This window comes from Trichocoleus sp. DQ-A1 (genome assembly GCF_039961955.1).
GTDB lineage: Bacteria > Cyanobacteriota > Cyanobacteriia > Cyanobacteriales > FACHB-T130 > FACHB-T130.
This window is the reverse complement of record NZ_JAMPKE010000002.1, coordinates 396,398-422,048: the sequence shown is the minus strand read 5'-3', so window position 1 is coordinate 422,048 and position 25,651 is coordinate 396,398. Positions and strand designations below refer to the sequence as shown.

General features: G+C 45.2%; 19 protein-coding genes. 12 read left to right on the top strand and 7 right to left on the bottom strand.

The features are described 5' to 3' along the window. The first annotated feature begins 171 nt into the window (after positions 1 to 171). The 3 genes from ahcY (at position 172) to NDI33_RS04210 (ending at position 4,572) form a co-directional block, all read left to right on the top strand. Positions 172 to 1,449 carry an adenosylhomocysteinase gene (gene ahcY / locus NDI33_RS04220; RefSeq protein WP_190411155.1) on the top strand — a complete coding sequence of 426 codons (1,278 nt, stop codon included), beginning with the start codon at positions 172 to 174 and terminating at the stop codon, positions 1,447 to 1,449. Between the two features lie 478 nt (positions 1,450 to 1,927). Further along, positions 1,928 to 2,545: a DedA family protein gene (locus NDI33_RS04215; RefSeq protein WP_190674580.1), complete on the top strand. Its 618-nt coding sequence runs from the start codon at positions 1,928 to 1,930 to the stop codon at positions 2,543 to 2,545. Positions 2,546 to 3,318: 773 nt separating this feature from the next. After that, positions 3,319 to 4,572 carry an Hpt domain-containing protein gene (locus NDI33_RS04210; RefSeq protein ID WP_190674576.1) on the top strand — a complete coding sequence of 418 codons (1,254 nt, stop codon included), beginning with the start codon at positions 3,319 to 3,321 and terminating at the stop codon, positions 4,570 to 4,572. A 149-nt stretch (positions 4,573 to 4,721) separates the two neighbouring features. On the opposite strand, the gene NDI33_RS04205 is transcribed toward NDI33_RS04210, so the two are convergent. Both NDI33_RS04205 and NDI33_RS04200 read right to left on the bottom strand, forming a co-directional pair. Continuing rightward, positions 4,722 to 5,399: a VOC family protein gene (locus NDI33_RS04205; protein WP_190674573.1), complete on the bottom strand. Its 678-nt coding sequence runs from the start codon at positions 5,397 to 5,399 to the stop codon at positions 4,722 to 4,724. Positions 5,400 to 5,497: 98 nt separating this feature from the next. Continuing rightward, the gene (locus tag NDI33_RS04200) at positions 5,498 to 6,271 is read right to left on the bottom strand and encodes a class II aldolase/adducin family protein (protein ID WP_190674571.1); all 774 of its coding nucleotides are present in this window, start codon (positions 6,269 to 6,271) and stop codon (positions 5,498 to 5,500) included. A gap of 1,151 nt (positions 6,272 to 7,422) precedes the next feature. Between NDI33_RS04200 and NDI33_RS04195 the strand changes: the two genes are divergently transcribed. The 3 genes from NDI33_RS04195 to NDI33_RS04185 are packed head-to-tail and all read left to right on the top strand — an operon-like array spanning position 7,423 to position 11,448. After that, on the top strand, positions 7,423 to 9,387 hold the full coding sequence (locus NDI33_RS04195) for a patatin-like phospholipase family protein (protein WP_190674567.1): 1,965 nt from the start codon (positions 7,423 to 7,425) through the stop codon (positions 9,385 to 9,387). Beyond that, entirely contained in the window at positions 9,368 to 9,646 is a 279-nt protein-coding gene (locus NDI33_RS04190) for a hypothetical protein (RefSeq protein WP_190674565.1), read from the top strand. Before NDI33_RS04195 ends, NDI33_RS04190 begins: the two co-directional genes overlap by 20 nt. Continuing rightward, a complete protein-coding gene (locus NDI33_RS04185) occupies positions 9,643 to 11,448 on the top strand; it encodes an ABC transporter ATP-binding protein (RefSeq protein WP_190674563.1) in 1,806 nt (601 codons plus the stop codon). The genes NDI33_RS04190 and NDI33_RS04185 overlap by 4 nt, the downstream gene beginning before the upstream one ends. A gap of 39 nt (positions 11,449 to 11,487) precedes the next feature. Here NDI33_RS04185 and NDI33_RS04180 read toward each other — a convergent pair whose 3' ends face one another. Beyond that, positions 11,488 to 11,862 (bottom strand): cytochrome c, encoded by a 375-nt coding sequence (locus NDI33_RS04180; RefSeq protein WP_190524588.1) that lies wholly within the window; start codon positions 11,860 to 11,862, stop codon positions 11,488 to 11,490. 281 nt (positions 11,863 to 12,143) lie between these two features. Here NDI33_RS04180 and petG point away from each other — a divergent pair, with 281 nt between their 5' ends. After that, positions 12,144 to 12,257, top strand: coding sequence for a cytochrome b6-f complex subunit V (gene petG / locus NDI33_RS04175; RefSeq protein ID WP_190411146.1), 114 nt, complete (start codon positions 12,144 to 12,146; stop codon positions 12,255 to 12,257). Positions 12,258 to 12,344: 87 nt separating this feature from the next. Here petG and rsmD read toward each other — a convergent pair whose 3' ends face one another. The 3 genes from rsmD to NDI33_RS04160 form a co-directional block, all read right to left on the bottom strand. Further along, positions 12,345 to 12,893: a 16S rRNA (guanine(966)-N(2))-methyltransferase RsmD gene (rsmD, locus tag NDI33_RS04170; protein WP_190674559.1), complete on the bottom strand. Its 549-nt coding sequence runs from the start codon at positions 12,891 to 12,893 to the stop codon at positions 12,345 to 12,347. A 38-nt stretch (positions 12,894 to 12,931) separates the two neighbouring features. Beyond that, on the bottom strand, positions 12,932 to 13,567 hold the full coding sequence (gene hisH / locus NDI33_RS04165) for an imidazole glycerol phosphate synthase subunit HisH (RefSeq protein ID WP_190674555.1): 636 nt from the start codon (positions 13,565 to 13,567) through the stop codon (positions 12,932 to 12,934). Between the two features lie 84 nt (positions 13,568 to 13,651). Continuing rightward, positions 13,652 to 14,188 carry a DUF4362 domain-containing protein gene (locus tag NDI33_RS04160; protein WP_190674552.1) on the bottom strand — a complete coding sequence of 179 codons (537 nt, stop codon included), beginning with the start codon at positions 14,186 to 14,188 and terminating at the stop codon, positions 13,652 to 13,654. A 136-nt stretch (positions 14,189 to 14,324) separates the two neighbouring features. Between NDI33_RS04160 and NDI33_RS04155 the strand changes: the two genes are divergently transcribed. From NDI33_RS04155 to NDI33_RS04140, 4 genes are all read left to right on the top strand, one after another. Next, on the top strand, positions 14,325 to 14,837 hold the full coding sequence (locus NDI33_RS04155) for a peptidase C15 (protein ID WP_190674548.1): 513 nt from the start codon (positions 14,325 to 14,327) through the stop codon (positions 14,835 to 14,837). Positions 14,838 to 15,086: 249 nt separating this feature from the next. Next, positions 15,087 to 16,514, top strand: a complete 1,428-nt coding sequence (locus NDI33_RS04150) for a DUF3370 domain-containing protein (protein WP_190674545.1) — start codon at positions 15,087 to 15,089, stop codon at positions 16,512 to 16,514. Positions 16,515 to 16,736: 222 nt separating this feature from the next. Next, on the top strand, positions 16,737 to 17,531 hold the full coding sequence (locus NDI33_RS04145) for an alpha/beta hydrolase (RefSeq protein ID WP_190674542.1): 795 nt from the start codon (positions 16,737 to 16,739) through the stop codon (positions 17,529 to 17,531). Between the two features lie 197 nt (positions 17,532 to 17,728). After that, positions 17,729 to 19,108: a DUF3370 domain-containing protein gene (locus tag NDI33_RS04140; protein ID WP_190674708.1), complete on the top strand. Its 1,380-nt coding sequence runs from the start codon at positions 17,729 to 17,731 to the stop codon at positions 19,106 to 19,108. Between the two features lie 19 nt (positions 19,109 to 19,127). Here the strand turns inward: NDI33_RS04140 and NDI33_RS04135 are convergent, their stop codons facing one another. After that, positions 19,128 to 19,670 carry a hypothetical protein gene (locus NDI33_RS04135; protein WP_190674539.1) on the bottom strand — a complete coding sequence of 181 codons (543 nt, stop codon included), beginning with the start codon at positions 19,668 to 19,670 and terminating at the stop codon, positions 19,128 to 19,130. A gap of 512 nt (positions 19,671 to 20,182) precedes the next feature. Between NDI33_RS04135 and NDI33_RS04130 the strand changes: the two genes are divergently transcribed. Next, positions 20,183 to 25,579 (top strand): CHAT domain-containing protein, encoded by a 5,397-nt coding sequence (locus NDI33_RS04130; RefSeq protein WP_190674536.1) that lies wholly within the window; start codon positions 20,183 to 20,185, stop codon positions 25,577 to 25,579. Positions 25,580 to 25,651 lie beyond the last annotated feature (72 nt).

Here is a 25,651-nt window from a genome sequence, read left to right as displayed (position 1 = left end):
AGCAGCAACTTGGCAGAGTAAGGGTTCTAGCTCGATTTTGAATTTCTCCCAGCCTCAAACCTTTGTGTGGCTGGTGGGGTGGGGCTAAAAAATCAGGCTACCTTTTTAGCGGTCTAGTCGAGTAACCTAGTAAAAACCCGCAACTTAAATATTTGTTGAGCAAGCAATTTCATGACTGCAACTGTTACTCAGCCCAAGCACGAAGTCAAAGACCTCTCCCTCGCACCTCTAGGTAAGCAACGGATTGAATGGGCAGGTAGAGAGATGCCCGTGTTGAGACAAATACGCGATCGCTTTGCCCAAGAAAAACCCCTCGCTGGGATTCGGTTAGTCGCCTGCTGCCACGTCACAACTGAAACCGCGCACTTGGCGATCGCTCTCAAAGCCGCTGGTGCTGATGCCCTCCTCATTGCCAGCAACCCCCTCTCCACTCAAGATGACGTGGCTGCTAGCCTGGTTGCCGATCATGGCATCCCCGTATTTGCCATCAAAGGCGAAGACGCTGATACCTACAGTCGCCATGTGCGAATCGCCTTGGATCACAAACCCAACATCATCATCGACGATGGTAGTGATGTGGTCGCAACTCTGATTCAGGAACGTCAACACCAAATTGCAGATTTGATTGGCACCACCGAAGAAACCACAACGGGCATTGTCCGTCTTCGTGCCATGTTCAAAGATGGCGTTCTCACTTTCCCCGCTATCAATGTTAACGACGCTGACACCAAGCACTTCTTCGATAACCGCTACGGTACCGGGCAATCTACTCTGGATGGGATTATTCGCGCCACCAACGTTCTGCTCGCTGGTAAAACGATTGTTGTCGCCGGTTATGGCTGGTGCGGCAAAGGCACGGCACTCCGGGCGCGGGGAATGGGTGCCAATGTGATTGTCACCGAAATTGACCCCACTAAAGCAATTGAAGCGGTGATGGATGGCTTCCGAGTGCTGCCAATGGCAGAAGCCGCCCCCGTAGGCGATTTGTTTATTACTGTCACTGGCAACAAGCACGTCATTCGCGCCGAGCATTTCGATGTGATGAAAGACGGGGCAATGGTTTGCAACTCCGGTCACTTTGATATTGAAATTGACCTCAAGTCGTTGGGTGCCAAAGCGACTGAAGTCAAAGAAGCGCGGAACTTCACCCAAGAATACCGCCTCCAGAATGGTAAATCGGTTATTGTGCTGGGCGAAGGGCGTTTAATTAACTTGGCGGCTGCGGAAGGACATCCCAGCGCAGTGATGGATATGAGCTTTGCCAACCAAGCTTTAGCTTGCGAACACCTCGTTAAGAACAAAGGCAACCTGGAACCTGGATTGCACTCCATTCCAGTCGAGGTTGACAAAGAAATTGCACGGCTGAAGTTGCAAGCAATGGGCGTTCAAATTGATAGCTTGACACCCGACCAAATTGAGTACATCAATTCTTGGACTTCTGGAACCTAAATCGGTAAGGGTGGGCAATGCCCACCCTTCGTCATCATGTAGTAACAACTCAGGATTGCCACTTATCCGGATTGTTTGTTTGTATTACCGAAAATTTTGCAAGAACAGCTCAGTTGTAGAAACTGACCCAGAAAACGTTAGGGTTACTCAACAGCTTTTCAACCTCACGAGATTTTTAATGCAGTCAAGCTGAGCTTGCTAAAAACTGAAACCTGTCTTTAGTAAAAAAGGGTAATTAAAAAATGATTGCTACTTCAAATTGCCAATAAAACTTTCACCGCAAAAATTGGATATTGCAAATTTACGATGAAGATTTAGATAAATCAATTTTCAGATTCTCGAAAACCTGATAAAGTTAAGCAAACTTAACTTGTTCACTAAACTTAACAGTTTAATTGTGACGTTAAGACAATGCGATCTCGAGAAGTATTGGAATTTTCAATTAGAATAACTGCCCCCTAATACCCAACACTGACTTATGCAGGAATGGATAACGAACACCATGAATTCCCTCGGTCACTTGGGAATTGGTCTACTGATGTTTTTGGAAAATCTTTTTCCCCCCATCCCTTCAGAACTGATTATGCCCTTAGCAGGGTATGTCTCAACGCAACCAAATAGCAAGATCCACTTTTTTGGAGCGATCGCAGCAGGGGTAATCGGCACGATGCTGGGTGCATTGCCGTGGTACTACGTGGGTAAACTCGTAGGCGAAGAAAACTTAAAGCGATTAGCGAATAAGTATGGCAGGTGGATCGGGTTATCCAGCAAGGATATTGACAAGGCAGATAATTGGTTTGATAAGCACGGCGGTAAAGCAGTGTTTTTCTGCCGTTTGGTTCCTGGAGTTCGCACTTTAATTTCGCTTCCAGCAGGCATCAGCGGGATGCCTTTATTGCCTTTTTTAATCTACTCAACCCTTGGCACTACATTATGGGTGGGTTTGCTGACTTATGCCGGATACGCACTAGGCGAAAACTATGAGCTTGTAGATGAGCATCTTGGGCCTGTTTCTAAAATTGTGTTTGTGATTCTTATTGTCGCTTTTGTTGTCTGGTTAGTTAGGAAAAAGCAAAAAAACAAAGGCAACAAGTAAGCGTGAAGAGGAAAAGCTTGGTTATTTACAAAGAATCATTGATTCCCAGAATGGCTAAGTCATTTTATAGGTGTAGCCATCCTCAATGATTTGTGAATCTCTGTAGAGACGCGATATATCGCGTCTCTACAAGCAAATATCCGTTTATAACTTAAATAGGATTTCTATAAAAAAATATTCAAGAACTAGGGTACTTTCCGAAAAAATTTAATTGGTTTGAGCCAAATTTACTCAATAACTACCCTTAACCCTACTTGCTCAAGGGATTTTGTTGCACGCGGAATTTTTTTTATAAAAATGTTAAAAACTCCCTAATACCAATTCACTTTTTCGATGCTAAATATCTGAATTTCTTAAAGCAATCAACAAAGGGGTGCCAGACCGAACTCTTGCAGAAATAGAGCGAAAGGGTATAAGCAAGAAAGGAGTTATATTGGAGCATTTTTCACAAAGTTTTCGCACTTTTCGCACTTTTGCTCCAAAATTGCCGTATTAGCGCTGTGCAATCGCGAACGTTTTTAGCTTATAACTGGATCTGGCATTTTTAAAACTTTATATTAAAACTTTAGAAACAGGGAAGCGATCGCAATTGAGTGGAGCGATCGCTGACAACAATTATTGAAAACACTTCAATCAGTCTCAAGCTGTGTTAGAACCGGAGAGATCGGTAAACAGAGCGCATACGCTACGCGACCCCTGCGGAGTTTTCCCTTGAGCGAAGCCTAGCGCGTTGCGGTAGAAAATACCCTACGCGAAAACAAGGAGAAAAGAGAATGATGTCGGGACAACATCAGCGAATTATTGGCTACTTTATTGAAGAGGCAATTGACCACCTCAATACACTTGAGCAAGGTCTCCTGGATCTACAAGGCACTATCGAAGACCCAGAAAAGATTAATCAGGTTTTTCGAGCTGCTCATTGTATCAAAGGTGGTGCAGCAATGCTGGGATTCCTCAGCATTCAGAAAACGGCTTACCGCCTAGAAAGATGTTTCCAGGTCTTCAATGCTTGTCCCGTTAGGATCGATCAAAAGCTAGAGTCACTCTTACAACGGGTTTTGGATACCCTAAAAGCTCTGATGCAGGAGCTTTCTTGGTCTTGTGGGTTGAATGATGAGCTGACTCACAAGATGATGTCGAAAGTTGAGCCAGTTTTTGAAGAACTTAATAATCATCTCAATCACTTATTTATTGAAGGAACGAAAGAATATATCCAGACAATTGAGCAAGGATTGCTGTCCGAAACAAGCACGATTAAAGACGCAGAAGAAATAAACCAGCTTTTTTGTGCTGCTCATTCGATTAAAAGCGGAGCAGCGATGTTAGGACTCACAAGTATTCAAGAAACTGCCCACCATTTAGAAAAGGGATTTCAGGTTATAAAAGAGTATCCAATTCAAGTTGACCAAAAGCTAGATTCATTCTTGTTGCGGCTTTTGAAGACGCTACAGGCACTTTGGCAGCAGTTACAAAGAGCGCTTAGTCTAACTGAAGAAATAACAGGCAAAATTATGTCGGAGGTTGAGCCAGTTTTTCAAGAACTCGACAATCACTTGAGATTGCTGGTTATTCAAGCAGGATTTGTTCGCACCAATCTGACTCTCGTAGCCACGGCGGGAACGCAACGGATTGATATATGTGGCTATTTTACGGTTGAAGCTAAATGTACTCTTAAAGTTATTCGTCAAGCTGTCAGTAAAGTCGGAGGCAGAATCACGGGTTGCCAATGCATACCGGGTGCTATCAACGACCACTTTTTCGGCGAACCGGAGGGAATCAACGACCAACTCTCGATAGGCGTGTGGCTACCAACCTTTTCCTGTCAGCAAGAGCTTCGAGACACGATTCCGTCTGAGGGTGGAGTCATTGAAACCGTTCATATAGAAGCGCTCCAGACCTGTCGAAGATGCCGTTTTTACTACGGACAGTGCGAAATTGTCTGTGCGGTTCATCCTTCTGGCCCCAAAGAAGAACCTTGTCGGGATTGGGAACAAGGGGATGATTGGATAGGGGAATTATGGGCTTAGGTCGCTGTTATTTTAATACTTAGGCATCAAGAAGCAAATGAGCGATCGCTTTTCTCTGATTTCATCCCAGAACAGATAGCGATCGCATTATCATCAATTCTAAAACGCCTCTAGATCAATCCCCGGTAACCAGCTACTTAAATCAACACTCATTTTGCATTAACCCCTGCCACTTCCGAGAGCCGAAGACCCCCTATATTTTGGCAGTAAAAAGTTGCGTGATTTTCAGGACTGCGACCAATCAGTTCGATAATTTGCCCTGCTGAATTTTGCCAAAACCATTGGCATAAAGAATCACCATTCAGCGGCTCACGAGACAAGGGATGAAACCCTTTTTTCTGCCAAACTAAACCGGCACTCTGCACATCGTCTACGCGAATCGCAATATGATGGACGCCACTGTTTCCTCGCTCATGTAGGAATCGGTCAAGTTGATCGTCTGGTGCGTGGGGCGCAGCCAGAACTACCAACCCCCCTGATGGCATCAATATTGTCAACAAATGCAACCATAAATCATTGGTAATTACATAAGTTTCAGGACAAAATTCGATGGGAAAGAGTCCTGGCCCTTCAACAATCTGACCACCCAATTGACACAAAGCTTCAGCGTAATTTTTGAGACGTGTAAAATCAGGAAAAGTCAGGACAAAGTGATCCACTTGCACTCGTTCACCATACACATTGGTGACAAATGACCAGCGTTTGAAAAACTCAGGAGTGGTCAATTCTGCCTTGAACTCCAATAAGCCATCTTTTTGGGAAAAAGGTGAGTCTAGGTCGGAATTCAAAGTTTTGTCGTTTCCTTTAGGTAGCTCTAATTTCGTCATTTATCTACCCTCATTTTTCTTTAAATCCAATCGGTAGATGCTGGTTTGTAAATCCAGCCTTTGTTAGAAGCTTCCTCACTCCACACTTTTAAAAACACTTACTCCAGCAGCTCCGGTTGTTGACGCACAATCATGTCGTAGAGTGGTTGAAAACTAAACCATCCCATGTGGTGCGACCCCACTTGGCGATACGTCAAACGAGCCATATCCGAGTCAATCAGGACAGGCTTCCCAGCCGCCTCTGCCATCAGCTGTGCCTGACAGGAGCGATCCATTGTGATAAACCACCAAGCAGCTTCATCGACTGAGTGCCCCACTGTGAGCAGCCCGTGGTTGCGGAGGATGAGGGCTTTTTTGTTGCCTAAAGCTTCCGCTATCCGCTTACCCTCCTCTAGTTTGAGAACGACACCCGTGTAGTCATCAAACAGCCCGTGGTCTTCGTAGAAGCTACAGGCATCTTGCGTGAGAGGGTCGAGGAGGCGACCCAGGCTTGACCAGCTTTTACCGTAGGTTGAATGGGAGTGTGCGGCTGCTACAACGTCGGGACGGGCGGCGTGGATGCGGGAGTGGATGGCAAAGGCTGCTTGATTGACAGGCTTATTTCCCTCAACGACCTCACCTTGCTCGTTGACTAGAAGCAGATCGCTGACTCGGATGAGACTGAAGTGCATCCCGAAGGGATTGACCCAAAAGCGATCGCGGTGTTCGGGATCGCGGGCAGTGATGTGTCCGGCGATGCCTTCACTAAATCCGAAGCGAGCAAACAGGCGAAATGCAGCGGCTAGGCGTTGTTTGCGATGGAGGCGTTCATCTTCGATAGAAGCAAAGGTCGGCGGCTGGGGAATATTGATAGGAATGTTTAATGTCTGCATAGCTTTAGCCTGTATAAATCGGTTGTTGCAAAGATGTTTGATTCGTGAGTGTATTGTATTTTGCCAGGAATTCACTAGAAAATCGTTAGCGATCGCTACCGATGGGCGGCGATTGAGGGCAGGAGTTTTTCAGGCGGATACAAGGCTTTCTCTAAAGCTGTTGCCCGAATTTTGAGTTCTAGAATTTATTTTTCCTTGGTGAGGAAGCCATTGCAATCTGAGCAATCGCTATAAAGTATTTATTTCTTTAGCTTTATTCCTAGCTAAACTGAAACTAATTGGAGAGAGGTTCTTGAATGCAGGAAAAATTTTATTGGTAATTCTTCTTTTATTTTAAACGTCTTTCTTTTAAAGTGCCATTATGGACTAATTCATAAATTTATATTTCGTCATAAGAAATAGAGCAAAAAAATTAATCTTTCTTAATTATTCATAAAGTAGCGATCGCTCATCTAACTCCTTTAATTGTTCGGCTCAAGAGAGCGATCGCGCTTCAGCCAACTAACTTTATTATTCATAGGATGGGTGGAGCAGAAGCAAAACCCATCAAACCTTTGCCAAGATTCGAGTCACTGATACTGCCGGCATTTGTGCTACGAAATGGTTACGCAAATGTGACAATGACTTCAGCCATTGGTATATTGATATTTCGTTCTCTACCAAAAGGTGTAACCCGATAGAGGATGTATTTGTAATACTTTCACGAACAGCATCCAGAACTCAACGCAGCTTCCAAAATTACACAGTTAATTCAAGCATCCTAACTTAGTTCTGGAAGTAGCCTCAGCAGCAAGTTACAAACAGGAGAGGAGACGCTTGCGATTCTTTCCCGAAAAAGTTTTAATTATTCTCTGCTCATATAAAATAGTGAGGTTGTCGGAGAAACGAACGGCTACTTAGAGCAGCATCCGCCTATTTATAGGAATGCTTGTCGCCAAAGAAGCAAGACGCTAGCTCAAAATGCCAGCTTAGCGATACTACTCTGTTTGCTCAATGCTATGTACAACCAGAACCCAGCTTTTATCTCTTCTGTTGCCAAGCAAAACAATTTTCTAGAATCCCAAGCAACACTCTTATGCCAACTACCTCATAACAGAAGTTTGCTGAATTAAACTAAATCTCAAGTTATTTTCACCGCCAAGTATATTGTTATGAAAAGCGAAACAAAATCTGCACAAACTCCCAAACTGATTACACTCAACTGCTCTGGTGGCATTTCATTAGGTGCTTATATGGCAGGAGTTTTTTATGAATTGACGAAAGAATCCGTCAAGGCTGAACCGAAAGTGATTATTGATATTATTACTGGATCTTCAGCAGGAGCAATGTCTGGTGTCATCGCCGCCTACTGCTTACTTCAAGGAAAGGTAGATCCACCTTTTAAATCCGATCAACGGCTCAAATTTTCGGAAGAAGAGCATAAAAGCCCTTTGTATCAAGCCTGGATTGAACAAGCCGATATTCAAAAAATCGATAGCTTTTCGGTAATGCTGTCTAGTTTTAAAGATGGATTTCAAGCGACGATAGAAAGTTTTGCTGATAGCTTTGAAGCAACCCTAGAGAAATATAAAAAGAGTTCTAATCCACTTAGAAAAGGTTTTTATAAGCTTTTTCATCATTCTAAAGCCTCTAAATCTACTCCCGAAGCAAAACGCGAAAAAACTAATTTGAGCGTTCTTTCTGGTGAAGCAATTGAGAAAATAGCCGAACTTGTGATAAAGCCTCCCCAGATCACAGAAAATACGAAACCTCTGGCGCTTTTAATGACCCTTACTAACTTGCAAGGGCTTCTTGAACAAATTAATCTTACCGACGCCCAAGGACATTTAGAACAAGAAATTGAAACGATTACCAGTTCAGAAACTCGTCAATTTCTGTTTCATTCAGGGATTCCTCAAGAAACAATGAATAAGATGTGGGGCAAGGCAGTAATGGGAGGTCGCGCTTCCGGCGCTTTCCCAGTTGCTTTTCCACCCATTTGGGATCATTCTGATATTAGTAGTATCAATCTTAAAGACCTCAGTGATGACTACTTTAAAACCCCCAAAAAACAGGAACTGAAGGAAGAAGGCCTAGGCGCTGTACGTGAAAGCAAGGCAGATGATACACATTTAGTATTTCTGTATACGGATGGAGGCATCCTAGATGGTCTACCTATTTTAAAAGGAATTGAACTAGAAAATGATTTGCGCTCCAATCAAATACATAAAAAGGAGCATTCAACTCAGTTTCAGCAGGAATTTACGGCACAACAGCCATCAATTAATACAGAACGATTGCACGTTTATATCCGTCCAGTTCCCGTAGAAAATTTGAATAGTGCAAAACGGCTAACTCAAGGGGAATTTTCGACATTAGAAGTTGGATTGAGTGGTTTAACTCTTCCCAAATCAGAACATGACTCGCTCCGCTTAAGAGAAATTCAAAAACGAAATCAATTAGCCTTAGCAAAGGAAAAATTAATAGAAGCAATTGAAGATAAAAATTTTGGAGATATCAGCCAGATTGAGAAAATTATCGAAGAAGCAATCCCTTATCGGCACATAAAGCTGCGTCCAATTACTCCAGCAATTATCGGCGAAATTGCTAATTCTAGAAGTAATGGAATAAGCAGGCTGCAACCCATCTACGATAATCTACCCAAAAATATTAAAGCTTCTCTGCAAGAAGGAAGCGCCGCAGAACTACTCGCATCAGATTTCCTGGGTGCATTTGGTGGTTTTTTTGACAAACGTTATCGAGATCATGATTTTCTATTGGGGCGAATTTGTGGAATTACTTGGTTATACCAATACTGCAATGTAGAAATTACAGAAGCAGAAGTAGATACGATAGTAAGACAAATCAATAAATATCTGCTAGCACAAGATCCGCAACCTGCGGATTTGAAACTTAGTCAAAAAATTAGGATTGCTAGAATAGTTTTACGCGCTTTGAGAATTGTATTAACTGAATCAAAAATTATTGGATTGATTTGGTTATTCGTTTTTGGAATCCTGAAAGTATTAGCGATTTCAGGGTTAGCAATTCTTGAAATTTTGGCAACTGTATTGATTGTGGTTTCTGACTTGATGGGAAAGGCACAAAACAGGATGTTTGGCAACGAAAAAGTATAAAAAAATGTGTCTGAATGCTGACATTGTTGGTGCTGACATCGAGCGATCGCAACTTCGTCTACCTCGTCGATACACACAAGCTGAAATGAAACCCTCCCCGCTAGCAGACAGAAAGCGGGATTGCCCTTATTTTCCTTGCGGACGGGGGAAGCGATCGCTTCCTATCCCTAAAATACACCCAAGAATAATCGCTCAGAAACAACCGAAAACTGGTAGCGTCAGACAAAGGAGAAGATTATTACAGGACGTTAAGGTTTGAAAACGCGCTCTAGTTACTGGCATCTACTGCCATACATCCGCCCTCAGTGGAAAACCATCGCGCAAGCTTTCGCTTGCACGTTAGGGGTTACAGTATTCTGGCCCGTCCAGGCGGCACTTGCAGGCAAAATCGCCAATTTCATTGGACAAGGCGATATGGCAGCACTTGCCCAGTTAGCAGGAGTGTTGGCAGTCGTTTTTCTCGTCCAGAAAATCCTGATGTATGGACAGGATTCGCTGATGGCGAAAGCCGCCCTTTTCGTTGCCTTTAACTTACGCAAGCAAGTTTATACTCACCTACATCGTCTCAACTTTGGCTACTTTGAAACTGCACAAACCGGCGATTTAACTTACCGTCTCACCGAAGATATTGACCGAGTTGGGGAAGTCGTGAATAAAGTTTTCCATGACTTTATTCCCTGCGTGTTGCAGCTAATCGTCGTACTGGGCTACATGATTTATCTCAACTGGCAGCTGACGCTGGCAACGTTTATCGTCGCACCGCTGATGGGCGTTTTAATTGGCTGGTTTGGCGAACAGATGCTGAAGTTTTCTCGCCGCAGCCAAAATCGCGTCTCTAATTTATCGGCGTTGCTGACAGAGGTGTTTAGCGGAATTCGTCTAGTACAAGCTTTCGCCGCCCAAGATTATGAAATTGCCCGTTTTGCCCAGGAAGCTGAAGAAAACCGGAAAGCGAAGTATGCAACTGAACGGCTAAAGGCGATTCAGAATCCTGTGGTTGGATTTTTGTACGCGATGAGCGTTTTACTGCTGTTTTTCCTCGGTGGCTGGCAAATTTCGATTAATAATCTGACTGGGGCAGAATTTGTTAGCTATATCGCAGCAGTGGCGTTACTGATTGACCCGATTGCCCATCTCACTAGCAATTACAACGAATTTAAACAGGGTCAGGCATCGGTCGATCGGATTTTTGAACTGATGGCGATTCAGCCAACCGTAGTGGAGAAGCCGGGTGCCGTTGACCTTCCGGCAGTCACGGGTAAGGTGGAATACTGTAACGTTACCTTTGCCTATCCTGCACTAAATTCCCCAAGTCCTACCTTCTCAGAGGATGACTTAGATAGGGTGCAACCTCTTTCTAAGTTGGGGCAAGGAGGAACTCCGGTGCTGCAAAATTTGAATTTGCTGGCACACTCCGGAGAGATGATTGCCTTGGTGGGTGTGTCGGGTGCGGGTAAAACGACTTTGGTGAATCTTCTTCCCCGCTTTTATGACACCCAAGCGGGTGAAATTTTGATTGACGGGATTAATATTCAGGATGTGACGCTGCGAAGTCTGCGGCGGCAAATTGGGATTGTACCGCAGGAAACGATTCTATTTTCTGGGACGATTGCTCAAAATATTGCTTTTGGACAAGCGCAGTTTGACCTCAAGGACGTGCAGGTGGCGGCAGAGATTGCCAACGCCCACCAGTTCATTACCCAATTTACCCAGGGTTATCATACCTGGGTGGGGGAGAGAGGGGTAAATTTATCGGGGGGGCAGAAGCAGAGAATTGCGATCGCGCGTGCTGTTTTGCTAAATCCTCGAATCCTCATCCTGGATGAAGCAACCTCTGCCCTGGATTCGGAATCAGAAGCCTTGGTGCAGGAAGCCCTAGAACGGATCATGCAAGACCGGACTGTTTTCATCATCGCCCACCGCCTCGCCACGGTGCGCCGCGCTGATCGAATTCTGGTTGTGGAACAGGGGCAGATTATGGAATCGGGAACCCATGAAGAATTGCTGCACAAGGGCGATCGCTATGCCCGATTTTACGCACAACAGTTCAGTCAGGTCTAGGCTGATGATGAATGAGCGATTATCCATGCCCGCTCCCATCTACAATTCCTCTAAATAACGCAGTAAGTCTGCCATCTCTTGGGTACTGGGCTGAAACTGGGGCATGGGTGGTGTATCCCCACTGATGACTTGGTGAATGATTCTTACGCGAGACTTGCGCTTAGAGATGGCTTCCAGACTTGGCCCCACTCGACCGTGTGCTTCCAATCCATGACATCCCGCACAGTTCATTTGAAAAATCGCGTGTCCCTTCACGGGGTCGCCCGTTAGGGTCAAAACTGTCTTCACATAGGGATCGGAGACGCGAAACAGGTTAACCCCAACAAGTGCTAAGAGGATGACCAGGAAAGCAGCCAATGCCATCAAGCTGAGGCGCTGCATCAGGATTTCAGGTTTAGGTAGCTGGTTATCCAAAGGTTTTTGAAAGTGAGATGTAAGGGCAGTTTTTGATCGGGGCGCAAGCGATCGCTATGCAATGAACGAGTATAGCGATATGTGTGGTTGTGTATCGATAAAGATTTCGATTCATATACATAGCTTAAATTTTCTAGAGAGTCGAGGCAAGCGTAGTTTTCTCCAGCCTGCTACTGGAATCGGAGATGCCTTGAAATTGTGTCGCTACAGGCTCACCCGTTCTTCCTCTCTAGCTTGTAGGATGAGAAACAGGCAAGAAACGTTAACAAAGGAGTACTGACGTGGTAGAACCCCTGCTTTCTGGTATCGTGCTTGGTTTGATTTTAGTCACCCTCGCGGGACTATTCTTCGCTGCCTATATGCAGAAAAAGCGCGACAACAAACTAGGAGTATAAAAGTGCTGTAGGGGCGCGGTTCTCCCGCCCTCCTGAGTCAGCTGAGTGAGGTGGGCACGGCCCACCTTTTTAAATGGTTGTAAACTTTCAGATGCTTGCTGGGCAATAGAAGGTAAGGGCAGTGTTGCCGTAAACCTTTTGGCGACAGATTTCCAGTGCGGGAACGGGTTCAACCGTCCAGTTGTTAGGACTATGTTCCACTGCGAATTCACCGCCTTCAGCCAGCAGTTGATATTGTGCGATCGCTTCCAGCACCGGCTGATATAATTCACTCGCATAGGGCGGGTCAAAGTATATCCGGTCGAACTGCTGACCGCCAAGGGTTTTCAATCGTTGAACGACATCCCCCCGCAACACTTGAAATTTTTGGTCTTCTTGAGCGACTTGCTGCCAGTTTTCCTGGATAATGGCGCAGGCGCGACTCCACTGTTCAATTCCGACGACGTAACTGGCACCCCGACACAATGCCTCTGCGCCCATCGAACCACTACCGGCACACAAATCCAACCAGCGACAGCCGCTGATGCTGCCCTGCCAAATGTTAAATACTGCTTCCCGCACTCGCCCTAGTGTAGGTCGGGTTTCTTGACCTGGCAAGGTTTTGAGTAAGCGATTGCCGTAGATTCTGAGGCTCATAATTAGGTCAGACGTGCCGCTACGCTAAGGCAACTTTACTATGCGGCAACTTCGGTTCGTACCTGGGCAACAAAGTTGGATAATATTTGCAGTCCGCTGGTAGAAGATTTTTCCGGGTGGAACTGCACAGCCATCAAGTTATCACGCGCGATCGCCGCCGTCACCGTTTGGCTTCCGTGAGCGATCGTGGCGGCGCGGATTTGAGGATCGACGGGATCGACGTAGTAAGAATGGACAAAATAAACCCAAGGCTGAGACGGTAACTGCCGCCAGAGTGGGGCATCCGGTTGAGCGATTTCTAGTTGATTCCAACCCATGTGGGGAATCGTCAACCCAGGTTCCGGGCGAAATCGTCGCACCACACCGGGGATAATGCCTAAACCGGGTTCTTTGCCTTCTTCGCTGGAATCGAATAGAATTTGCAATCCCAGACAGATCCCTAAGAAAGGTTTGCCAGATGCGATCGCTTCTTTGATGGGTTCTACTAGGTGGCGCGATCGCAAGTGTTGCACCGCCGGATCGAAAGCTCCCACCCCAGGCAACACTACAGCATCCGCCCGTGCAATGTCTGCCGGTGAATCCGTAATTTTAGGGGTTGCACCCGCTTTTTCCAATCCCTTACAGGCAGAGTGCAGATTTCCCATGTCGTAGTCGATGACTGCAATGACTGACATTAATATGCGCCTTTGCTGACTTTTGTTGTTTGTGTTGGGTGTCTAGTTCCCTTCTTTTAACTTTACATTCTTTTGTTAAAAATTTCAAAAATATCTCTTTTCACCGTTCGGCAATTCATACTGAATGAATATTTCTTTACCTTCAGGCAGTTGTAATTCCGATATTTTGAAAGTTTTTGAGTTTTTGTCATCTTCCTCAAAGTATCCCCGATTAATTTGAATGGGATTATATACTTCTACATCCCTTGTCCCAAATCTATCTTCGGAAGAATCTAAAACTATCTTTATTTTATCATTTTCAACGATTATGTATTCTGTGACAGGATCTCCCTCTTGGGTGATACAGATTTTTTTTGCCCCAAGATTACCTTTTTTTAACTTGAATACCCAGCTCAGCAAAGACTTGGTTGAATTGTTTTCATCAAAATTAGTTAATTCTTCTCTAGATGGGCACTCGATTGCTTTCAGCAATTTGTCTTTCTTCAGCCGCTCAAGTAAAGCCTTTTCTTCTTTTGTAATCTTTTCTTGATTCAGATTGACAGTCTGTGTCTGGGCAGCCTTTTCTAAATTACAGCCTGATGCCAGAAGCACCACTCCTAAAACAAGAAGTAATCGTCGCACTTTCTACCTCAGCCTCATTTCAACATTTGTTACATTTGCGTCTATTAAACGAAAGACGCATCTCTCTAAACATTTGTTGCTGTCAGACAGGTAAGTGGTTAGATTAAGCTAATCTCCGCATCCCACAAAGCTACTTATGAATCGAAAAATTCTGCTAACGTCTTTTACTACCTGGCTTCCCCATCAAACATCTAATGCTTCCGACGATCTATTACTGGAAGTTGGCAACCTAGACTATTTATCGCTATCATTGAGTTTTTTAAGACAGCTACCCGTTGATGTTGCTCAAGCAAGCGATCGCGTCTTTGCCAAAATTAACGAATTACAGCCGGATGCCATTATCTGCTGCGGTATGGCAGAGTCTCGGACTCAACTGAGCGTAGAATCCTGTGCGACTTGTGGAACCACACTACTAAAAACATCGGTAAATCTAGAAAAACTATTAACAGGCTCAGTCGCAACTGAAATCAGCGATGATGCCGGTAAATTTGTCTGCGAAGGGCTGTATTACTCAGTATTAGACTACTTACAAGAACGCCAAATTAACAGCCGCTGTATTTTCGTTCACGTCCCAATCCTAACTCCGGAAAACTCTTCGGGAATCATGGCAGATTTTTTATGTATTCTGAAGAACCTGGCACTTTCTTAAAGTCCTTGATGTCTTAGCACCCATCCGGAAAATCTTTGGTTAGCATCCTCAGCGAACGTACAAGGACGACTCAGTAAAGTTGTGGCTTCACGGACGAAGTCCGCCTACACTGACTAACAGTAAATTTAGCTTGCGGAGGCAGGCTTTGTTTGTGTCGTCCCATTTAGTCTGAGGGCACACTTCTTAAGAAGTCTAGTCAGACGATTTTTCCGGATAAGGTCGTTATCGTTTTTAAATATTAATCTTCCCATGTTGCCATTTTTGCCCTTTTTACCCCTTGCTCAAACACCACCCCCGCCACCCAAACCAGCCCCTCAAGAGATTGTGCGACCCCAGCCAGTTATGCCTTTACCCGGACAACTGGATAAAGTGCCGATGTTTAACAGTAACAGCCCAGAATGGGTGAAAAGTGAAGGGATTTTACTTTCTACTTTTCCCCCAAATGGTAAAAAGGTGCCAGCGGCTCATCTTAATTTCCCTTTCCAGGGAAGATTTGATTTATTTGCCCACCACTTTAGCCACACTCCCAAAGATTTGCAGACGCTTTATCTGGGGGTAATCTTGCATAATCCGGGTACAAAACCCGTCAAAGTGGAAGTATTGCAAGCGGCAAGTCAGCTAATGCAGAATGCGCCCTATATCAAACTGCCGACTTATGTCGAAAATCCCAACGGAGACGTATATTCCGGTCATGGCGATCGCGCAGTCAACGATGTCATGCGAGGCAAGCGACAAGCTGATTTTCCCGCCCAGATGGTGATACCGCCGGGACAAAGCCGGTTGTTGATGAATCATCCGATTCCGGTGCGGAATCTAGAAAAGCCCATTAATGGTCGGTCTACGCTAATGAGGTTGCAGAGTAATGGCAAGGTTTATGCAGCCAGTTTAGCCATGTATGCCAAGAAAAATGCAGATGGCAGCGAACGGAAACCAACCCAAGCAGAATGGCAGACTTTACTCGATACAGGCACTTTAGCCGGACCCAGAGATAAAGCCCCCTCTCCTCCAGGGCAAACCAGCGGGCAATTTATTTACAGTCGCGTGGCAGGAGTCTCTGAAGGTTCTGCCTGGAAAGGGCAACTGGTGGATAAACCCAATGCCCAAAATCTCACCATCCCCCAACCGGGTAACGCTATTTCCTATCCCATCAGTTCCCTCAAGTTAGGCACCCTTGGTACAAGTCAAGTGCAAACTGCAAAGATGCTGGTGCGCTATCCGGATACCGCTTACGAAGCACATGGAAACTACGGAGTTGAATACAACCTCAGCTTGCCCTTAATCAACTCCACCAAACAACCCCAAACTGTCACCCTGACGCTAGAAACGCCTTTGAAGGAAGACAAGCTAGCAAAAGGAGGATTGCGTTTCCAGCAACCCCCGCATTTTCCAATTTTTCGCGGTACCGTACGGTTGTGCTACAAGGATGACCAAGGGAAACCCCTGACGCGCTACGTGCATTTGTGGCACCAAACGGGTCAGGTAATAGAACCACTGCTAACGCTAAAAATGCCCCCGGCAAGTCGCCGACAGGTGCAAGTCGATTTGATTTATCCACCAGATGCGACGCCGCCGCAAGTACTGACTGTGCGAACTTTAGAAAATACCTCAGCGAATGTAAGTGACAAGTCATTAGTGGAATTGATGCGTGTCCTGTATGGAATTCGGTTTGTACTTTAGTTAAAAAATTTCCTGATGTATTGGCTGCGGGGTTTGCCTCGCTTCCCTATTTCTAGGTGTAGGGATTCCAGGCGTAGGGACACGGCATTGCCGTGCCCTTACTTTAGACAGACGAGAAAACTAGGTAAAAATTGTTAAGTTATGTAACATCCTCTAATTTAGGCACTTTTGACAAATGCCTAAATTAGTGCTTACTGTCTCAAAAAATTGAAGGTCAATTCAGTGAAAAGCAAATTCCTTGAAAAGCAAGTTAATTTTGATAACTGTTGTATTTCCTACTATGAAGGAGGAATTGCTTCAAATTTAGATCCGATACTTTTTATACACGGATGGGGAGTATTAGTTGAACCTTATCAAGAAAGCTTAGATATTTTATCTGAGCGTTATCAGGTAATCGCGCCAGTTTTACCAGGTTTAGGGAACTCAACTGCACCTGAAACAATTCAAAATTCTAATGACTATGCAAAGATTATCGGTAATTTTGTAAAAAAGTTAAATTTAAAGAAAGTTCATGTAGTTGGACATTCACTAGGAGGCGCAATTGCCATAGCATTGGCAGCTTTGATGCCGTCGATTGTCCGCAGCCTCATCGTCGTAGACAGTACAGGGATTCCTCTGGGTTCTATACCGGAAGTTGTATTGAAAAGGGCAATTGAAATGCCTGCACAATCTTGGCAAATGAAGCTTCAGCCTGTTAGTGCTATTTTTAAAAACTTGTTTTATAACAGCTTATTTAACCTGGAAAACACAATAAAGATGGGATTCATCGCGTTACAAGAAGATATCAGACCAATTTTACCAAATGTTGAATCCCCTTGTTTGATTTTGTGGGGAGAAAACGATGTTCTAACTCCGGTAAAATTTGCCCAAGAGTTATCACAAGGAATCAAAGGTTCTAAATTAAAAGTTGTAGAGGAAGGATACCACGAATGGAACCTGTTTTTTCCAGATAAATTTACAACGATTACCTTTGAATTTCTTGCAGAAATTGAGGAGATGTTATTGATAAAGGCATGATCTTCTCTGGGCTTTCGCATACCCTTCGGGAAGGCTTACGCCTACGGGCGACGATTTCTGGTTCCAATCGCTGATTTAGCGACTGCGAAAGCCCCTCCTTCCTGCGTGAATTGCCTCAGTTAGAAGAATAGGGGTGCGATCGCATCCGACAGCGGAGAAAATGGTGAGTGCTAACCGTGAGACTCCGAAATCGCTTCATGCTGACTTTTTTGCCGCTTTTTCTTCTCGCGCAAACAAATCCGATCCCGACACCTGCACCCCCTGCACCACCACTTGAGGTCGTGCAACCGCAGGAAGTCCGCGCTTTACCGGGCAAACTGGATGATGTGCCAGTTTTTAATAGCAACAGCCCGGAATTAGTCCAGACAGAGGGAATTTTACTTTCAACCTTTCCCCCCAGCAAAAAAAGCACCTCGGCGGCTCATTTAAATTTTCCCTTCCAAGGGCGTTTTGATGTGTTTGCCCATCATATTGCTAAGCCACCGACGCCGGAAGACTTACGGACACTCTACTTGGGAATCATCGTGCATAATCCCGGTAAGGAACCCGTCACGGTGGATATCTTGCAAGCAGCTAGTTATCTCAGTCAACCTGATGCGCCGTTTGTCCCCATGCCGTCAGTTGTAGAGAATCCCTTGGGTACAGTGTATGCTGGCCCTGGCGATCGCGTCAGCAATGATATTTTGCGAGAACAGCGTCAAGCTGATGTCCCCCCTCAGTTGACGATTCCGCCAGGGGAAAGCCGAATGTTGATGAATCATCCGATTCCTGTGAAGACGCTGACGCCGCCGCTGAATGGTCGCTCAACATTGATGCGGTTGCGGAGTAATGCCAAAGTCTATATGGCTAGTTTAGCGATGTATGCACGTCAAAATCCGAATAAGAGCGAACGCGCACCGACGCTGGAAGAATGGCAGAGACTGCTGAATTCTGGTAATTTAGCACAGCCGCGCGATCGCGTTCCGACCTCTCCTGAAGCCAATAAGGGGCAATTGATCTACGGTCGTGTTGCGGGTGTCGCTCAAGGTTCCCAGTGGAAAGCCAGACTGGTAGAAAGACCGGGTGCAGTGAACCTGAGCATTCCCCAACCAGGAAAAGCGTTTTCCTATAGCCTCAGCACGGTTCCTCGCGGCACTCTCGGCACCGAACGAGTGCAAAGTGCCCCCATGTTGGTGCGCTACCCAGATACCGCTTATATGGCTCACGGCAACTATGGAGTGCAATACAGCCTCACCTTGCCGTTGATTAACGATACAAACGATAGTCAGACTGTAACCTTGGCGATACAGACACCAATTAAACAGGATCGCTTGCAAGGAGGACTGCGCTTTCTAGAACCACCGCCTCAGCAAGTTTTTTTCCGGGGTACCGTTCAAATCCAATACACTGATGACCGAGGCTTACCGCAAATTCGTTACGTGCATTTAGTTCAACGGCGCGGTCAGCAAGGCGAACCTTTGATAACCTTGAAGATGCTACCGGGCGATCGCCGACTGGTAAAAGTCGATTTTATTTATCCCCCAGACGCCACGCCGCCGCAAGTTTTAACGGTTAGAACCTTGGAAAAGACTTCCTGAAACGTTGTAATTTAGCCTTTTATCTGCGGGATAATCCCTGACCGCGATTGACATAGGTCTGGACGTTCCGCAGAGCTTGGCTAGCATAATAATCGCCCGGACGCTGCTTCAATGCCCTTTGGAAATTAATCAGCGCGGTGTGATAATCGCCTTTCTTGGAAGCCTCGTAGCCAACTCTCATGTATTTGTCATAATTTGTTGCTGCCGGGGCACTTGCTGGCGGGGGATCTTGCCCTTTTAAATAGTCTGTAATATTCCAATAAGCGAGTGTGGCGTAGCGGTCAGTTGGGCGTTCGGCAAGTGCTGAGCGGAAGTAAGACAAAGCAGCTGGATAATCTTTTCTTTGTGTCGCTGCATACCCCAATCTCATGTACTGGTCATAAGCATATTCCGCACCATAAGTCGGGGTTCCATCGGGAGCCTTCGTCGGTGTGGGAACCACAGTCTGTGTGGGTTGAGGAACGGCGACGGTCGTTGTCTGAGCTTGGGTTCGTTCGGGGGGTAAAACGAAAGCGATCGCTAGGAAAGCGGGTAATATTTTTATCCAATTTGTTAGTTTCATAGGGTTTCTCTTTTTGGTTTTTCCCCTCTTTTCTACAGAGGTATATATTCATAGAATGCCACCTATTTTTTCTTGCTACCTCTCCCAGAAGTCAGGGGGAATCCTGATAGAGGGGCATTCCTAGCGATAGAAATTTTGCATCTATTCGCTGCATTTTCAACCTATTAGCGCAAACTTCAGTTAAGTCTCATCAACTCATAAATAGGGTTGGTAGTTGGCGCTAACTGCAAATCTATCCAGAGAAAATCTAAATTTTACTTATAATTAGTAATTATTCGTAGTTAATTACTTTTTTTTATAAAGATTTGGTAAAGATTTAGTGAAGATAGGTAAATAAGCCGATATTTTTAAAATTAATATTTATAATATTGTGGAAATTACTGAGAAGAGAAAGTAAAAAATAAATAGCTGCAAACTAAATTAAGTTAATCCTTGACTAAATGTTAAGCGTGATTCTGGCAGTCAAAAAATTTTAAGTCCTGAACAATTCGATAATCCTGAGGGAGAATCCTATGAATGTGGTGAGAAGCATCGGTCGGTTGCTGGTAGTTTTTCCTTTGGTAGGAGCGATTAATACCCAAGCAGCACACGGGCAATCCATTGTTCCCGCGGGTGATGGCACTGGCAGCAATGTTGTCCTTGAGGGCGATCGCTTCGACATTAGCGGCGGACAACAATCTGGAGCGAATCTTTTCCACAGCTTTGAGAAATTCGGACTGAACTCTAACCAGATTGCCAACTTTCTCTCCCAACCAGAGATTCAGAATATTCTGGGGCGCGTTGTCGGTGGAGACGCCTCCGTTATTAATGGACTGATTCAGGTAACAGGCGGGAATTCTAACCTCTTCTTGATGAATCCCGCAGGCATTATCTTCGGCGCAGGAGCCAGCCTTAACGTGCCTGCTTCCTTCACCGCGACAACAGCAACCGGAATTGGGATTGGCTCAAATTGGTTCAATGCAGCAGGTTCTAACAACTACGCCGCACTGACAGGAAACCCCAATGCTTTTGCTTTTGCCACCAGTCAGCCAGGAGCCATTATCAACGCTGGCAACCTCAGCTTACAGCCGGGACAAAACTTCTTAACTTTACTGGGTGGCACAGTTATCAGTACCGGGCAACTCTCCGCACCAGGGGGTAACATTACCGTAGCCGCCATCCCTGGTGAAAGTGTAGTCCGCATCACTCAGCAAGGACTACTGCTAAGTTTGGATATTCAACCCCTGGCAACCGCAGTCACTCAACCTGAAAACTGGACATTGCCAATTCCCACATTACCCCAACTGCTGACTGGTGGAAGTGGAGGCAATGCTACCGGAGTGACAGTTAAAAACGGACAGGTAGAACTAATCGGATCTGGCATTCAGGTAGAAAACGGGGATATCGTCGCCAAGAACGTGACAGCCGAGTCAGCACAGCTATCTGCCAACAACAATCTAACCTTAGTCGAAAGCCAGCTAAAGACGACGGGAAATATGCAATTGCTGGCGCAAGATACAGTACGAGTCCGAGACACCCAAGCGAATCCTGTTTTACTTCAGGCAGGAGGGGATCTACTCATTCAAGGCAATTTAGGAGTTGATATCTTTGCCTTAAATCATCCGGCAAGTGGTGTAGTTTCTGGTAAAAATACACTGTTGCGCGCTCCGAACCCAGTTATCGGTGACGCTCATTTCACAACAGGTGGCAGCTTCAAAATTGAGCAATTAGATGGAAGCGTGGGGAATCTATCAAGTCCGAACGACCCGATTATTCTAGCCGCTGGAGATGTGACTCTCGGAGACTATGAGGGAGCTTCACTCCATATTTTGGCTGGAGGTAGCGTCACGTTGGGCAATGTCACAATTACTGGTACAGACTCAACAACAGATACGATTAATCCTGACAATCCCGATCTTTTCCTTAAAAAACTGGCAAATTTCACCTTGTCCAATGGGACGGAGGTAATAATTAATGGCAGCGCTAAACCTACGTTAGATATTCGAGCTGGAATCAATTGGGAGTCGTTAGGTAAGATACCAACAAATAGCGTTATTCCGGCTTCTGCATTCGATCCATTGACAACCCCTAATTCTCAACCCGTTTTCGCTGGAACAAAAACAGATGCGAGTATTGTAATTGCTGGAGACATTGAGATAACTCAGCCAGATGGAGTTATTCTTTTAACAAATCGCTATTCTCCTAACACGTCATCTAGCGGAGAAATCCGAGTTGACGGTTCTATTAATAATAACAATTCAGATTCTTTAAATAATGTCGGTGCAGTTTTACTTGATTCACGAACAAGCATCTTAACAGAAGACATTAATACTTATGATGGTTCTGTAGGTTTATCTGCCATAGGAAACATCACATCAGGAAATATCTTCACGGGTGGACTTGATGGCTCCGGTGATAGTGCTGTAGTTTTGTCTTCTACAGCAGGCAATATTGTGGTCAATAGCATTGATGCGGGGAGTGGCGGAATTGATATTAAAGCCGCTGGTCTTTTCCAAGCTAAGGGTGCTTTTAATCCTGAATATAATTTAGAGCAAGAAATTAAACCTGAAGACGATCCAAAATTACTGGGGTTTCTTCAAAGCAAAAATATTGAATTCGATCCAAAAGAAAAAATTACAGTATTTACAAAAAATATTCCATCTAGTTTGCATGCTAGACCGAGTGACGACAAACCTGAGGGAAAAATTAATGCCCCAATTAGCATCCGGTATGGAGGTGCAACTAATCCACCAATTGTATCAGAATTTGATATTTATAGTTTCGGAGGTTCAAAAACTGGCAAAGGTAGCATTTTGATCCAAGGTGGAAACGGAGTTTTTATTGTGGGACCTGGAATCAAGGAAGGCGACGAAGCCTTTAAACCAGTTGAACCAAGCCCTCCTTATGATAATATTTTTGATGCTAATTTTGATTTCAAAGAACCATTTGTATTGATTAAAAACGAAATTTATACACCGTTTGATTTTGGTTCAAATCAGTTTCCCAATAATGTTAGCGGTACGGTGGGAGCCATCACCGTAGGAGCTGGAAGTAACAGTTTCTTTTATGGGTCTATTCAAAATATCCCTTTTCCTCCAAGCGTCCAAAACCCCAACCCTACTACAAATCCTAACCCTAACCCTAACCCTAACCCTAACCCTAATCCGAATACGGACACTGGTATTAAACCGAATACGGGGAGTGGCAACAACACAAATATTGGTACTAATATCGTTGCCAACACAAATACTGGCACCAACACTAATACGAATACTAGCAATGGCACCAGCACGAATAGTAACAGCGATACTACTACTGATGGATCTGACAATCTCACAACAGATATACAACTCATTGCGCTGAGAAATGACGCTTCTAACTCGCGCTTATCGGATTCGAGCGATCGCATTCTTGTCTTCGATAACAGCCTTAAAAGCAGCTCAGATGCACCTCACGCGAACCGGGTGACGCGCAATAGCGATGGAACGCTGAAATTGTCAACGGCTGAAGCATCTGCTGTGTGCGCTGCACAAATGCAAGATCCGCGACGGCGAAATCTGCAACTACGAGATCCGCGTTGCTTGCAAGAAAAACCCACCGCATCAGTCGCATCAGCGCAAGATAGCCGTAAAGTGGCAGCAGATCGACTATTACAGCAAGGCTTTGAACAGTATCAGCCGAATCGGGTTGCACCTGCTGTCCAGTCTTGGCAACAGGCATTAAAAATCTACCAGGAACTCAAAGACGTTCCGGGGGAAGTTGCTGCCAGAGGTGTTCTGGGTGCGGCTTCTCTGGTTCAGGAAAACTATAAGGATGCGATCGCCCTCTTAGAGCCATTCTTGACGATGGAAGCGGGAAATGGCAATCCTACAGCTAAAGCACAAGCACTTTCAAATCTGGGAATTGCTTACAAAGCCGTAGGCAACTATGCAAGCGCGATCGCATCTCATCAGCAAGCTTTGACGATTATGCAGGAAACCAAAGACCGTCAGGGAGAGGGTCAGGTTTCAGTCAATTTAGGGAATACTTACGAAGCTTTGGGTGAATATGACAAAGCAATAAAATCTTATCAACAAAGTTTAACGATTGCGCGAGAAATTAAAGATCCCTCAGCAGAAGGGAGAGCATTAGGAAATTTGGGAGCAATTAACGCTAATTTGGGCAAGTCTAAGGAAGCCGTTCAGTCTTACGAACAGAGTTTAGCGATCGCGCGACAAATTAGCGACAAGGAAGGACAAGGAAGCACCCTAGCCAATCTCGGATCTGCTTATCATGTTCAAGGCGAATTTACCAAAGCGCTCGATTATTATCAGCAGAGTTTAGCGATCGCAAAAGAAATTAGCAATCGCGAGTTACAGCACAAGTCACTCGGAAATTTAGGAATTGCTTATGAGGATTTAGGCGATTATCCCAAAGCGATTGAACATCACCAGAAGAGCTTAGAAATTGCGCGATCGCTGGGTGACAAACGAGGCGAGGGCGCGGCTCTCAATAACCTGGGACATACGCTATTTGCTTCCGGCAAACTCCCAGAAGCCGAGAAAAACCTCCGCAATGCCGTTGAGGTTATGGAATCTCTGCGACCAGGATTAAACGATATCCATAATGTCTCAGTTTTTGACACGCAAGTTCTGACTTACAACCTATTGCAACAAATCCTGATTGCCCAGAACAAAGAAGATTCGGCTCTGGAAATTTCCGAACGGGGACGTGCTCGTGCGTTTGTAGAGTTACTGCAACAACGATTATCTCCTGAAGCTTCGGCACGTCAAACTACTTTAAACCCTCCGACAATCGCCCAAATTAAAAAAATTGCCAAAGAACAAAATGCCACGCTAGTTGAGTATTCAATTGTCCCTGAAGAAGAATTCAAAGTTCAAGGTAAACTCAGAGGTCAGGCATCAGAACTCTTTATTTGGGTCGTTCAACCTACAGGTAAAGTGGCGTTTCGTCGAGTTGACTTGAAACCGCTACGCCAGCAAAATAATTCTTTTGAAGAATTGCTCGCGAACAGTCGCATTTTACACGGTCCCAATATTCACAAAGGAGAAACTGCTAGAGCGCAACTTCATCAAGTGTTGATTGAGCCAATTGCTGATTTTCTGCCTAAAGACCCAAATTCCCACGTAATATTTATCCCGCAAGGTGGGCTATTTTTGTTGCCTTTCCCGGCGCTAAAAGCTCCGAATGGCAAATACTTAATCGAGCAACACACAATCCTAACCGCTCCAGCAATTGAGGTGCTAGACCTCACTCAGCAACAACAGCAACGTGTAGAAGGATTGCATAGAACATCTCTAGATAGTAAAAACGTCCTAGTGGTGGGCAATCCGACCATGCCCACGATGCCTACTACTAAAGCTGGACAAACGCCTCAGCCACTAGCACCGTTACCGGGTGCCGAACGGGAAGCGCTGACGATTGCTAAACTCTTGAACACTCAAGCGATTGTGGGTGACAAAGCGACCAAAGTTGAGATTGTGCAACAGATGCCCCAGGCGCGGGTAATTCATCTAGCGACGCACGGCTTATTGGATGATATTCAAGAATTAGGCATTCCCGGCGCGATCGCGCTGGCTCCATCCAAGAACGATAACGGATTCCTCACTGCTGGAGAAATCTTTGATCTGAAGCTAAATGCTGAACTTGTGGTGTTGAGTGCTTGTCACACGGGACGCGGCAAAATCACCGGCGATGGTGTCATCGGTTTGTCGCGATCGCTCATTTCATCGGGAGTACCCAGCGCGATCGTGTCCCTGTGGGCGGTTCCTGACGAGCCGACGACCCTTCTCATGACAGAATTTTACCGAACTGTGCAAAAAAACCCGAATAAAGCCCAGGCATTGCGCTTCGCAATGCTAGCGACGATGAAACAACATCCAGAGCCACTCAACTGGGCAGCTTTTACCCTCATTGGGGAAGCACAGTAATCACTCGCCTTTTTACTTGCGTTAGGGATGCGCTCTCTTCGCAGGGATTTAGGGAGATATCTGCGTAAGCCC

Bases quoted from the DNA above. Each gene is read 5' to 3' on its own strand.
- ahcY (WP_190411155.1), top strand. From the start codon at position 172: ATGACTGCAACTGTTACTCAGCCCAAGCACGAAGTCAAAGACCTCTCC.
- NDI33_RS04215 (WP_190674580.1), top strand. From the start codon at position 1,928: ATGCAGGAATGGATAACGAACACCATGAATTCCCTCGGTCACTTGGGA.
- NDI33_RS04210 (WP_190674576.1), top strand. From the start codon at position 3,319: ATGATGTCGGGACAACATCAGCGAATTATTGGCTACTTTATTGAAGAG.
- NDI33_RS04205 (WP_190674573.1), bottom strand. From the start codon at position 5,399: ATGACGAAATTAGAGCTACCTAAAGGAAACGACAAAACTTTGAATTCC.
- NDI33_RS04200 (WP_190674571.1), bottom strand. From the start codon at position 6,271: ATGCAGACATTAAACATTCCTATCAATATTCCCCAGCCGCCGACCTTT.
- NDI33_RS04195 (WP_190674567.1), top strand. From the start codon at position 7,423: ATGAAAAGCGAAACAAAATCTGCACAAACTCCCAAACTGATTACACTC.
- rsmD (WP_190674559.1), bottom strand. From the start codon at position 12,893: ATGAGCCTCAGAATCTACGGCAATCGCTTACTCAAAACCTTGCCAGGT.
- hisH (WP_190674555.1), bottom strand. From the start codon at position 13,567: ATGTCAGTCATTGCAGTCATCGACTACGACATGGGAAATCTGCACTCT.
- NDI33_RS04155 (WP_190674548.1), top strand. From the start codon at position 14,325: ATGAATCGAAAAATTCTGCTAACGTCTTTTACTACCTGGCTTCCCCAT.
- NDI33_RS04150 (WP_190674545.1), top strand. From the start codon at position 15,087: ATGTTGCCATTTTTGCCCTTTTTACCCCTTGCTCAAACACCACCCCCG.
- NDI33_RS04140 (WP_190674708.1), top strand. From the start codon at position 17,729: ATGCTGACTTTTTTGCCGCTTTTTCTTCTCGCGCAAACAAATCCGATC.
- NDI33_RS04135 (WP_190674539.1), bottom strand. From the start codon at position 19,670: ATGAAACTAACAAATTGGATAAAAATATTACCCGCTTTCCTAGCGATC.
- NDI33_RS04130 (WP_190674536.1), top strand. From the start codon at position 20,183: ATGAATGTGGTGAGAAGCATCGGTCGGTTGCTGGTAGTTTTTCCTTTG.